At 71.1% G+C, this 12,006-nt stretch carries 7 protein-coding genes and 1 pseudogene; 4 read left to right on the top strand and 4 right to left on the bottom strand.

Annotation, left to right across the window (positions count from 1 at the left end):
- Positions 1 to 91 precede the first annotated feature (91 nt).
- Both VFA06_RS25650 and VFA06_RS25655 read right to left on the bottom strand, forming a co-directional pair.
- Positions 92 to 2,587: a mannose-1-phosphate guanyltransferase gene (locus VFA06_RS25650; RefSeq protein ID WP_324843289.1), complete on the bottom strand. Its 2,496-nt coding sequence runs from the start codon at positions 2,585 to 2,587 to the stop codon at positions 92 to 94.
- Between the two features lie 166 nt (positions 2,588 to 2,753).
- Positions 2,754 to 3,353, bottom strand: a complete 600-nt coding sequence (locus VFA06_RS25655) for a CDP-alcohol phosphatidyltransferase family protein (RefSeq protein WP_324843290.1) — start codon at positions 3,351 to 3,353, stop codon at positions 2,754 to 2,756.
- 456 nt (positions 3,354 to 3,809) lie between these two features.
- On the opposite strand from VFA06_RS25655, the gene VFA06_RS25660 reads away from it, so the two are divergent.
- The 3 genes from VFA06_RS25660 to VFA06_RS25670 all read left to right on the top strand — a co-directional run bounded on the left by VFA06_RS25660 (position 3,810) and on the right by VFA06_RS25670 (position 8,782).
- Positions 3,810 to 4,712: an aldose 1-epimerase family protein gene (locus VFA06_RS25660; RefSeq protein WP_349260357.1), complete on the top strand. Its 903-nt coding sequence runs from the start codon at positions 3,810 to 3,812 to the stop codon at positions 4,710 to 4,712.
- Between the two features lie 312 nt (positions 4,713 to 5,024).
- Positions 5,025 to 5,564, top strand: coding sequence for a MarR family winged helix-turn-helix transcriptional regulator (locus tag VFA06_RS25665; RefSeq protein ID WP_324843292.1), 540 nt, complete (start codon positions 5,025 to 5,027; stop codon positions 5,562 to 5,564).
- A gap of 446 nt (positions 5,565 to 6,010) precedes the next feature.
- Positions 6,011 to 8,782 (top strand): ATP-binding SpoIIE family protein phosphatase, encoded by a 2,772-nt coding sequence (locus VFA06_RS25670; RefSeq protein WP_324843293.1) that lies wholly within the window; start codon positions 6,011 to 6,013, stop codon positions 8,780 to 8,782.
- On the opposite strand, the gene VFA06_RS25675 is transcribed toward VFA06_RS25670, so the two are convergent.
- Positions 8,718 to 10,211 (bottom strand): hypothetical protein, encoded by a 1,494-nt coding sequence (locus tag VFA06_RS25675; RefSeq protein ID WP_324843294.1) that lies wholly within the window; start codon positions 10,209 to 10,211, stop codon positions 8,718 to 8,720. The two genes, VFA06_RS25670 and VFA06_RS25675, sit on opposite strands and share 65 nt — an antisense overlap.
- A 368-nt stretch (positions 10,212 to 10,579) precedes the next feature.
- Here VFA06_RS25675 and VFA06_RS25680 point away from each other — a divergent pair.
- Positions 10,580 to 10,921, top strand: a pseudogene (locus VFA06_RS25680) (RNA polymerase-binding protein RbpA); the annotation flags it as partial.
- Between the two features lie 290 nt (positions 10,922 to 11,211).
- Here the strand turns inward: VFA06_RS25680 and VFA06_RS25685 are convergent.
- Entirely contained in the window at positions 11,212 to 11,979 is a 768-nt protein-coding gene (locus tag VFA06_RS25685; RefSeq protein ID WP_414639960.1) for a polyprenol monophosphomannose synthase, read from the bottom strand.
- Positions 11,980 to 12,006 lie beyond the last annotated feature (27 nt).

Consider the following 12,006-nt stretch of genomic DNA (forward strand, 5'->3'; position numbering starts at 1 on the left):
ACACGGTGGCCAGGCCGACCGACCACACAGCCACAGTGCCTGTGGCCGGTCGGCCCGACATATGTCTTATGCGTCCCGTCTTAGGCGTCCGTTACGCACCTGCCTGTTCCACGACAGCCGCCCACAGGCCGAGTAGTTCGTCGGCCGATTCGGGGTCGGGTCCTTCCGCCCAAAGGTGCGTGACGGCCTCTGCGGGGTCGGGGAGGACGAGCGTCCAGCGGCCGTCGGCTTCGACGATGCGTACGCCGTCGGTCGTGTCGAGAATCCGGTCCTGCGCGGCCTCGACGACGGTACGCATCACCATCCCCTTGGCGGCCCACGGTGTCGGTACGTCCATCCTCCGCACGTACGCACGCGGGATTCGTGCGTCTGCCTGCGACAGCGTCAGGTGCGTGCGCGCGAGCAGGCCGAGCAGCCGCGTGAATGCCGCGATGCCGTCGAGCGAGGCGTGGAATTCCGGGATGACGAAGCCACCGCGTCCGTCGCCGCCGAAGATCACGCCCTTCTGCGCGGCGACACGGGTCAATTCATCGGGTGCGGTAGAGACCCACTCGATGCCGACCTTGTGGAAGCCGGTGACCCGTTCAGCAACACGCGTCGTCGTCACGGGCAGCGCGATGGTGCCCGAGACCCGCTCGGCCGCCACCAAGTCCATAAGGACCAGTAGCGCCCGCTCGTCGTCGATACGCGCACCGGTCTCGTCCACGAGCCAGATGCGTTCGCCGACCGGGTCGAACCGGACGCCCACCGAGGCGCGGGAAGAGGAGACCAACTCGCCGAGCCGGCGCAGCGCCGCGGCCTGCTCGGCGGGCGACTCGGTCGGATGCGCCTCGTCCATGCCGAGGTTGACAGTGAACGCGTCGACGCCGATCCGGCCGAGCAGCGCCGGCAGCACGAGTCCCGCAGAACCGCCGCCGGAGTCCACGACGATCTTCATCCCGGACTCCGCGACACCCGACACGTCGACCCGGCTGAGCAACTCCTGCACGTAACTTTCAAAGATCCGGGAAGGCGTGGCCAAATCGCCGATCTCGCCGGGGAACGCCCGGCGGAACTCGGCGCGCGAGTAAACCCGGTCGAGTTTGCGTTGCGCGGCCGGCGAGAGATCCGCTCCGGTGGAGTCGAGGAACTGGATCTCGACCGAATCCGGCACTCCGGGCGTCGTACGGATCGCGACGCCGCCGACCGTGCCGCGCGCGGTCTGAAGTCGCGCCACGGGCATCGGCACGCACTCAAGGTCACGCACGTTGAGCGCGCTCGATGTAAGCGCCGCGATGACTGCACGCTTAAGCGCACGCGCGGCACGCGAGCCATCACGCGCCGCGGTAACCGTCGCACCTTTCTTCAGCGTGGTCGCGTAGGCGCTGGCCAGCCGGACCGCGAGTTCCGGAGTGATCTCGACGTTGACCACGCCGCTCACCCCGCGCGGCCCGAACAGCGAGCGCTGGCTGCGCTGCTCCCAGATGACGTCGGTGTTGACCACCGCGCCGGCCTCGACCGTCTTGAACGGGTAGATGCGCACGCCGGCGGCGAGGATCGACTCCTCTTCGATCAGGCACTCGTCGCCCACGACGACGCCGTCCTCGATCCGGGCCGCGCGCATCACGTCGGTGTTCTTGCCGACGACGCAGCCGCGCAGGTTGGCCTGCGGTCCCACGTAGACGTTGCCGTGGATGACGGCCCGGTGCAGGAACGCCCCGGTCTTCACCACGACGTTGGAGCCGATGACCGTGTGTTCCCGGATTTCGACTCCCGCCTCCACCTTGGAGTAGTCGCCGACGTAGCACGGGCCCTTGAGCACCGCGGCCGGGTCGATCTCGGCGCCCTCGGCCACCCACACCCCGGGCGCGGTCTCAAAGCCGTCGATCTCGGCCTCGACCTTCCCGGTGAGCACGTCCGCCTGCGCCTTGATGTACGACTCGTGCGTGCCGACGTCCTCCCAGTACCCCTCGGCGACGTATCCGTAGACCGGCTTGCCTTCGGCAAGCAGCCGCGGGAAGACGTCGCCGGACCAGTCCACCTGCTCGCCGGGCGCGATGTAGCTGAGGACTTCGGGCTCCATCACGTAGATGCCGGTATTGACGGTGTCCGAGAAGACCTGGCCCCAGGTCGGCTTCTCCAGGAACCGTTCGACCCGCCCGTCCTCGGCGGTGATGGTGATGCCGAATTCCAGGGGGTCAGGCACGCGGGTCAGGCACACCGTCACCAGCGCGCCCTTCTTGCGGTGGTACTCGATCAGCGCGGTGAGGTCGATGTCGGTGAGCGCGTCCCCGGAGATCACCAGGAAGCTGTCGCCCTCCAGCTGCGCCTCGGCGTTCTTCACCGATCCCGCGGTGCCCAGGGGCGTGTCCTCGTTCGCGTAGTACAAGCTCATGCCGAGCTCTTCGCCGTCACCGAAGTAGTTGCGCACCAGTGAGGCGAGGAACTGCACGGTGACGACGGTCTCGGTGAGTCCGTGCCGTTTGAGCAGCCGCAGCACATGCTCCATGATCGGGCGGTTCACCACGGGTAGCAGCGGCTTCGGCATCGAGGAGGTCATCGGTCGCAGCCGGGTCCCCTCTCCCCCGGCCATTACGACGGCTTTCATGGTCCGCTGGGTCCTCTTTCCCGAATCAAAGGCGCGCCAAAGGCGCGCGGTCGCCCCCGTCGCCTCTTCCCTCCCCCGTTCGATCTCCCTTAATCAGCCGGGCGGCGCGAGAGGACGGATGTAGCCAAGATCACGCGGAGGCGGGATGGCGGGCGGCTGAGGACCGTCAAGCGGCGCTGTCGGGGCGCGCGATCAGCCTGCGGACCTGCACGACGTAGAGCCCGGCGGCTAGGTAGTACAGCGCGGTTCCCCAGATCGCGAAGGCCCAGCCGACCTCGCCGGCCACGTCGTGCAGCAGGCCGGTCCCGTCGCCGAGCAGCAGCAGCGGGAAGGCGTAGAGCAGGTTGAAAGTGGCGGCCTTGCCGAGGAAGTGCACCGGCGGCGGGCCGTAGCCATGGCGCCTGAGCACGGCGAGCGGGATGCTCATCAGCAGGTCGCGGGCCACCAGCAGGACGGCGAGCCATACCGGGATGATCTGACGCGCCGCCAGACCGGCCAGGGTGGAGAGGATGTAGAGCCGGTCGGCCGCCGGGTCGAGCAGCTGGCCGATCCGGCTGACCTGGCCGAACGCGCGGGCGATCTTGCCGTCGAGGTAGTCGGTGGCGCCGCTGACCGCGAGCAGCAGGATGGCCCAGCCGTCGTAGTGCGGCCCGTGGAAGACCGGCTGCAGGATCAGCCAGAGGAACAGCGGCACGCCGAGCAGTCGCAGCAGGCTGAGCGCGTTGGGGATGGTCCAGACCTGGTCGCCCGGCGTCGGCTCCGTCATGGCGCGAAGTCTACGGGTTGCCGCACGTCGAGGATGCAGGTGGCGGGGGCATGGCGGCCACGTGGCGAGCGGCGCGGCGGTCCGATGACCAGACCTGTCTAATGCCAAAGACGGGCAAAGCTTGTGCCAAGGCCCGCGCCGCGGCCTTCCGGCCAGCATGAGCGGGTCGTAGCGTTGAAGCGAACCGGCCGGCAGATGACACGTCCATCGGCGGTCGCGAGCACAGAGCACAGCCGTCCGCGCGTCCACGCTTCTCCCCCCTTGGCGTGGCCCGCGGGCGGCTGTCGTCCTTTCCCGGCTGCCGCGTCTGCGTCCCCGGCCGGTATGGAAGAGTATTCGCTCATGGACTCAGCGAAGACGCCGTCTGGGGCGCCCGGGGCGGATGCAATTGCGGGGAATGGGACCGGCCCGGTTTCGGGCGCGCCGGGGGCCTATCCGACGGGGCGGCAATTCTCCATCGCCGGCGGCGGATATCGCGCCGTGGTCACCGAGGTCGGCGCCGGACTTCGCGAACTGGAATTCCTCGGCGGCGGTGAACCCAGGCCGCTGGTCTACGGTTTCGCGGCGCATGAGGCGGCGCACGGCGGTGCGGGCCAATTGCTCGCGCCCTGGCCGAACCGGGTCGCCGGAGGCCACTACCGCTTCGACGGGGAAGAGCGGCAGCTCGATCTGACCGAGCCCTCCCGCGGCAACGCGATCCACGGGCTGGTGCGGTGGTCGGCGTGGCGGGTTGAGGAGCACTCAGCTGAGCGCGTTGTGCTCGGCCTCCGGCTCTACCCGCACCCCGGTTACCCGCACATCCTCGACCTGACCGCGGCCTACGCGGTGTCCGAAGCAGGGCTCGAAGTCGAGGTGACGGCCCGAAACGTCGGCGAGAACGCGGCGCCGTACGGCTATGCGGCGCATCCCTATCTGCTGCCGGGCGTGGCGCCGGAGCCGGACGCCGCCGACCAGTGGACGCTGCACCTGCCCGCGCAGCACTGGGTCCAGGTCGACGAGCGGATGAACCCGGTGGGCCTCGCCGACGTGGATGGCAGCGGATACGACTTCCGCTCTCCGCGGCAGCTCGGCCAAAGCCGGCTCGATACCGCTTTCGGAGGCCTGCAAAGGGAATTGGACGGCATCGGCAGGGTGCGGCTCAGCGAGCCCGGCGGAGGGTGCGTCACCCTGTGGATGGACCGTGGTTTGGAATGGATCCAGGTATTCACGGCGGACCCGCTCGACGGGGAAAGACACCGCGCTGCCGTGGCTGTTGAGCCGATGTCGTGCCCGCCGGACGCTTTCAACAGCGGCACGGATCTGATCCGCCTGGAACCTGGTGTGACGGTTGGCCACCGGTGGGGAATTCACGCGGGTTGAGGTGCATCCGCATGTGCATGCCGAACCCGAACTGACGGGGCGTCAGGGTAACAACTCGCAGGCCGTCTCGTCCAGTGCCTTGATCTCATGCTCGCTGATATCAGTGTTTTTTCTGACTATGGTTCCTGGCTGCTCCATTCGGGTTTATCATGGCCTGGAGAGTGAGCGACGGCGCTATCCCGTGCGCTCCCCCGGACCGCACGGACGGGGCAAAAGAGCAGCTGGGGCGCGCGGGGCGATGGTCGCATACATCGTCAAAGCCCTGCGAAAACGCCGTCTGGAGTAGCGCATCAGGATGCGAAGGGGTCAGTAATGAGTACAGCGACGAAGAAATCAAGCCTGTTACCGGCCTCGGGCGGCCGGTCGGCGCGCCGCGCCAGGGCGGTGGCGGAGGCGGAGCAGGTGCGGGCGCAGGAGTCGGCCTACCGGCCGGCCAGCGGGTACCTGTCCTGGCTGCTGACGCGGGCGAACCGGGAGCTCGGCCGGCAGATCGACCGGGTGCTCGACGAGGTCGACCTCACCGAGGCGCAGTACGGGGTGCTGCAGGCCCTGATCCACCTCAAGAGCGCGTCGTCGGCGACCCTGGCCCGCTCCGTGCAGGTGACCCCGCAGGCGATGGTCGGCCTGGTCGCGGCGCTCGAGCGCAAGGGCTACATCGCGCGCACGTCGCACCCGGGCGCCGGGCGGGTCATCACCACCACGGTGACCCCGATGGGCCAGGAGGCGTTCGACACGGCCAAGCGGCGGATCCGCAGCCTGGAGCGCAACGTGCGCAAGACGCTGACCGACGAGGAGTACGAGCTGGTCGTCACCAAGCTCGAGAAGCTGAGCACGATAATCTCCGAGGTCTGATCCACTCGGGATGACCCGCTCCGGCGGGCCGGCCACACCCACCGGCCCGGCCCGGCAGGCGGCGAGGTTCGTTGACGGCCGCGCCGTGCATCGTCCGCCCCCCAGTCGGGGCGATGCACGGCGCGGCCTTCGTGTGCGCGCCCTTCATCCGTGCTCTTCCTGTCTGCTCTTCATGCCTCCGCATTGCCGCGTTTCGGTACGAATCCGGATCTTCCGGCGCTCGCTCGCCTCACCTTTCCGAACGATCCGGCGAAAGCCCCTGTCGCCGGGCGCCGAAGAGGCGATGATGATGTGGAACACCACGCGGGCGCCGGAGCTGGACCCGGCCCGGAGCCCGTGAGCCCGCGGACCGGCGTCCGCGGCGCGCGCCGGTTGGATCGTCGTCGCCGCGGGAACAACCTTCTCCGCGTGGCTGTACCCGGATCGGGCGGAGGCGAGGCGCTCAGGTGGACCCCGTGGCAGGCGGAGTCGGGCTAGGCGTTCACCGCGGCGCGCTCTCGGCGCACTCTCCGGAAGTCGTCTTCGCCCCGGAGCGCATCGCCGCGCTGGCCGCCGCGATCGCCCGGTGCGGCGATCAGGCAGCGTCGATGGAAGGGGCCGCCCGGCAGGCGGTGGCCGCCATGCGCGGCGCCTTCCTCTCCGCGGAGGGCGAGTCCGCGATCGTCCTGGTGCGGCTCTTCCAGACCACCCGCTTCGAGCTGCTGACCCCGCAGCTGCGCTCGTACGCGCTGGCCCGCATGGCGCCAGGGGCCAGCGGCGAGGGCACCCGCTGCCTGGCGTTGCTGGCCACCCTCGGCGACCGTCCCACGTGGTGCGACCGGCACGCCTCCCGCGACCACCAGGCGCTTCCGCTGGCCGGCACCGAGGTGGTGCGCCGGGTGCCGCTCGGCCTGACCGTCATGGACCACCTGGTCGGCGCGGACGCGCAGCGCGCCGCGCATCCGCCGCATACCGGCCGGTCGAGCGCCGACGCCTGGCGCGGAGACCCCGCCGCCCACGGCGACTTCGCGCAGGGCGAGGTCACCTTTCACGGCGAGCCCAGACCGTCCCGGGTCGCCGTCCACCTCGTTTCCCAGGTGGCCGGCTCCCCGCTGGTGCCGGCGCAGTGGCTCGTCGAGGCGCACGGCGTAGCCTCAGCGCTGGGCCTCGGCGGGATCCTGCCGAACGGCGAGCTGTTCAGCGCGGTGATCTTCTCGCGGGTGCCGATCGACACGGTCACCGCGCACCGCTTCGGCGCGGTCGCCGAGGCACTGTGCGCCACTCTGGCCCCCTTCGCCCACCTGCCGCTGTTCGATCCCGCGCCGCCGGTGGGCCGGGTCGTGCCGCGCACCGAGGCCGCGTCAGCGCTCGACGAGCGGTACCACGCCAGCCCGATCCTGCCGGGTTCGGCCGACAGCTCGGCCGGCTGGTCGATGCAGCCGCGCCCCTCGGTCGAGTCGGCGCTGCGCGAGCAGCGGGAACGGCTGGCGCAGGAGTCGCGGATCGTCGAGACGCTGTACTCGGTGGGCCAGTCGCTGGCCCGGCAACTGGACCTGGGCAAGCTGGTCCAGCACGCGATCGAGGCGGCCACCAGCGTGGTCGGGGCGCGTTTCGGCGTGTTCTTCTATACCGCGCACGGCGAGGACGGCGCGCCGCGGCGGCGGTACGCGCTGGCGGGCTCGCCCCCGGAGAGCTTCGAGCGGCTCGAGCAACCGCAGGGTACTGCGTTGTTCGCTACCAACCCGCCGAACCGCGCGACCGTCCGATGCTCCGATGTGACGCGCGACCCGCGTTACGGCGCGAGCCCTCCGCACCACGGCATGCCAGCGGGGCACCCTCCGGTCCGGTCGTTCCTCTCCGTGCCGGTGATCGCGGCCAACGGCGAGGTCCTGGGCTCGTTCTACTTCGGCCATCCGGACGCGGGCATCTTCACCGAGCGCGATGAGCAACTGGCTCAAGGCATCGCGGCGCAAGCCGCCAGCGCGATGGAGAACGCGCGGCTCTACCGGCACGAGCGCACGACGGCGATGCGATTGCAGCGCTCGCTCCTTCCGGCCGCGCCGTCGCGTATGGGCGACCTGGACGTGGCCACCGCATACCTGCCCGGCGAGCAGGGCGCCCGCGTCGGCGGCGACTGGTTCGACGTGATACCGCTGTCCGCGGACCGGGTGGCGCTGGTCATCGGCGACGTCATGGGGCGCGGGATCGGCGCGGCGGCGGTGATGGGCCAGCTGCGCGCGGCGATCCAGGCGTACGCGGTGATGGACCTGCCGCCGGCCCAGGTGCTCGACCAGCTCAACAATCTGGTGTGCCGGCTGCCGCACGAGCAGATCGCCACCTGCGTCTACGCGGTGTACGACCCCTGCGACGGCACGGTGCGCTGGGCCAACGCCGGGCATCTGCCGCCGGCGCTGGTCTGCCCGGACGGTTCGGTGAACCTGCTGGAAGCGGACCTGGGCATGCCGCTCGGGGTGGACGGCGCGGTGTTCGCGGACGCGGTCAAGCCGCTGCCGGAGAACGCGCGACTGCTGCTTTACACCGACGGGTTGGTCGAGTGCCGGGACCAGTCGTTGCAGGACCGCCTCGGCAAGCTGCGCTCGGTGCTCGGCGGGCTGTGCAGTCCGCAGGCCCCGGTCAATGTGCAGGAAGGCGCGGCGCGGCTGGCCGAGGCGATGCTGACCGGCGCCGAGCACGACGACGTGGCGGTGCTGTTCGTCGCGGCGCATCCGGCGGCGACGCAGAAGGCCGCGATCACGCTCTCGCCGACGCTTGAGGCGGCGCGCGCGGCCCGCCGCTTCGCCAAGAAGACCACCGCGGACTGGGGCCTTGACGAGCTGACCGACTCGGTCCTGCAGATCGTCAGCGAGCTGGTGACCAACGCGGTCGAGCACGCGGGCACGCCGATGGAGCTGCGGATGCGCCGCCGGCCCGGGTCGCTGCTGCTCGAGGTAGCCGACGGGGACGGCCGGCTGGCCCGGCCCACGCCCACCGACAAGACCGACGAGCGGCACCGCGGGCTGATGATCGTGCAGACGCTCTCCGAGCGCTGGGGCGTGCGGCCCACCGGCAACGGCAAGGTGGTGTGGGCGCAGATCGCGAACCCGTACGAGACCGAGGTGCCGAAGCCGGTCGCGCCGGAAGACGCGCGCGAGGAGCCGGGCCCGACCCCGGCGATCAGAACTCGGGGCGGCCGGCGGGCAGCAGCGGCCGCAGTTCCTCACGCACCCGCCGCTCGATGACCGCGAGGTAGAGATTCGCGTCCTCGTCAGCGAAGCGGTCGGTACCGGTCTTGGCGGCCACCGCCTCACGCAGGTCGTAGCGTGCGCCAGCGGTCACCGTGAGGCCTGAGGCGGCGGCGCGGCCGAGTAGCGAGCGGTGGCGGCGACGGCGTACTGGGTCGCACGCGGTGCGCAGCACTCCGCGCGGAGCGGTGAATACAGCGGTCGGCAGTTTCCGCAGGGCGCGTACCGCACAGGTGAACGCGATGGCGGCGTCGAACGGCGCGGTACGGTCCGGAACGCGGTAGCGCTGGGCGATCGGTCCCAGGACGTGGCCGTAGAGCTCGACCTGCAGCAGCCCCGCACCGGCGGTGGCGTTAATGTACCCGGTCACGGCCAGCCCGGCCGGGTCACCGCCGATGCGCACGCGGCGGAACACCCTCGGTCCGGTGCCCCGCTGGGAGGGATCGGGCGCGTCGGGCAGCAGCCGCACCTCGTTGTCGCCGAGCCGGGTGGCGAGCGCGGGGACCGTCGAGATCGCGCAGTCGTCGATCAGGACCGTGCCGCCCTTCTCGGACGGGTCGGCCGGGTCCAGCGACCCGAGGCCGTCGGCCAGCCGCTCGGAGATCCGGTCGAGCAGGTCGGCCACGTCGAAGGAGCCGGAGCGTGAGGCGGCCGGGCCGAGGTCGACCAGCCAGCGGCGGCGCAGCGCCTGCGGTCCCGCGCCGATGAAGGGGTTCGCCGGGTCGGTCACCGGGTGCTGTTCGAGCCGGCCGTCGGCCAGGCGCTCGCCGAGCACGCCGAGGGCGTGCTGGGCCCAGGCCGGCTCGGCGGACAGCCAGCGGCTCGGCGTGAACCGGTCGCGGCGCAGCCGTTCGGCGACGGTGATGTAGGCGGCGATCTCGTCCGTGAGCGTGGCCAGCCAGCAGCACAGCGCGGCCGCGGCCGGGGCTCCGAGCCGCACGGCCGCGTCGGTCGCGCTGGGGACGGCCAGGCGCCAGGTCTCGCGCAGCCCGAACGGGTCCCAGCTGGTGACGGCCAGGCTGAGCAGCACGAGGGCGCCGAAGCCCCACAGCAGCCCGGCCAGCAGGCCGACGTTTCGGGCGACCGGGCCCGCCTCCGGGCGCCGGGTGGTGCGCAGGATCAGCCATAGGCCGGCCAGGGAGACGTACCAGGCGGCGATGCTCCATCCTGCGACCGTGGCGGCCAACGCGAGGATGACGACGATCGCGGCGTCCCGGTACAGCCTGCGGGCGCGCGCCGCGATGCAGTGGCGCAGCACGGTGGGCAGGTCGAGCTCGGGATGCGCCACCGGGAGCCGGTGCTCGTCGACCAGCAGTTCGCGTACCGCGCGGCGGGCGAACTCGGGATCGACGTGGGCCGCCGCGCACAGGTAACGGGTGGCGTCCTGGTCCGCAGGCCGCTGCGGCTCCACGGCGGGGCCGCTCATCGGCTCGCCCTTCTACTCCTTGACAGCGCCTCCATTGTCGCCTGTAGCGGCGCTGCCTGCGGCGTCTCCCGGCGCATTTGACCAACAGTTTGCCACTCAGACGCTCTACCGTGTCCGCGCCGCGGACCCGTGCCGGGTCCGGCGCCGGGCGGCGCGGCCGCCCCCGGCGTGTCCAGGACGTGGGCGCCATCCGCTCGACAGGCGGGATTCGAAGACTTATGTCCGGGTATGGCGTAGCTGTCGATGGTTCGCTGCGCCTTGCGGCACCTGCGGGGGAACAAGACGGCGCGCCGCGACGTTGGGCATACACGGTAGAGACGATGCGGAAGGCGCTGCGGCGCGCGCCGCAGGCAGGAGGAGACCGGACGATGAGCGAGCGAGCGCTTCGGGGCACGCGGCTCGGCGCGACCAGCTACGAGACGGACAGCGGCATAGATCTCGCGCCCCGCCAGGATGTGGAATACAGCTGCCCGAACGGACACCGGTTCGAAATGCCGTTCGCCCTTGAGGCCGAGGTCCCGGCGACGTGGGAGTGCCGGGTGTGCGGCGCGCAGGCGCTGCGCGTGGACGGCGTGGCCCCGGAGGAGAAGCAGGGCAAGCCGTCCCGTACGCACTGGGACATGCTGCTTGAGCGGCGCACGGTGGCGGACCTCGAGGAGGTCCTGGCCGAGCGCCTTGAGGTGCTGCGCACCGGCGGGATCAGCTACGCCCCGCCGACGCCCGCTCCGGCCAAGGCGGCCACGAAGGTGGCGCCGACCAAGAAGAGCGCGAGCGCCGCGCCCGCGTCCAAGGCGCCGACCACGAAGACCGCGGGCAAGTCCGCGGCTCGCCCGGCGAAGAAGGCCCCGGTCAAGAAGTAGTCCGACCGGTTTGGCGCGCCGCCTTGGCGGCGCGCTTGTGCCGTTAAGGGGGCATGCCGAGGCGGCCGAACGCACGGCTAGAGCGGAGCGACGCAGGTCCAGCGCGCCGCACTTGTCCCGCTCGGCGGTACACGAACCGGCTAGTTGTTCTTCGCGCCACGGCGAGTCAGCTTCGCCGTGCGGTCCTGGACGCCCCACACGGTGGCGCGCCACAGCGCCTCGACCACGATGTTGCCTGACATCTTCGAGACGCCGAACTCGCGCTCGACGAAGGTGATCGGCACCTCGACCACCCGGAATCCGGCCCGCACCGCGCGGCGGGCCATGTCCACCTGGAAGCAGTAGCCGGCCGACTCGACTCCGTCGAGGCCGAGGCCTTCCAGGGTCGCCCGGCGGAACGCGCGGAAGCCGCCGGTCGCGTCGCGCAGCTTCATCCCGGTGGCCAGCCGCACGTAGAGGTTGCCGCCGCGGGAGAGCACCTCGCGCGACTTCGGCCAGTTCACCACGCGCCCGCCGCTGACCCAGCGCGAGCCGAGCACGAGGTCGGCGCCCTGCTCGTCGAGCGCGGCGAGCAGCTTCGGCAGGTCCTCGGGGCGGTGTGAGCCGTCGGCGTCCATCTCGACCAGGACCTGGTACCCGGCGTCAAGGCCCCAGCGGAAGCCGGCCAGATAGGCCGCGCCAAGCCCTTCCTTGCCCTTGCGGTGCAGCACCTGGACGCGCGCGTCCTCGGCGGCCAGCTTGTCCGCGATCTCGCCGGTGCCGTCGGGGCTGTTGTCGTCGGCTACCAGGACGTGTACCTCGGGATTGTGTTCGTGAAGCCGCGCGACGATCCGCTCCAGGTTCTCCGACTCGTTGTACGTCGGGATGATCACAAGGGTCTGGGCGGCGGTCACGTGCGGGCCTTTCATTGCCGGTGGCGGTCGCGGGGATCGGGG

It is taken from the genome of Actinocrinis sp., assembly GCF_035653575.1.
Classification (GTDB): domain Bacteria; phylum Actinomycetota; class Actinomycetes; order Streptomycetales; family Catenulisporaceae; genus Actinocrinis.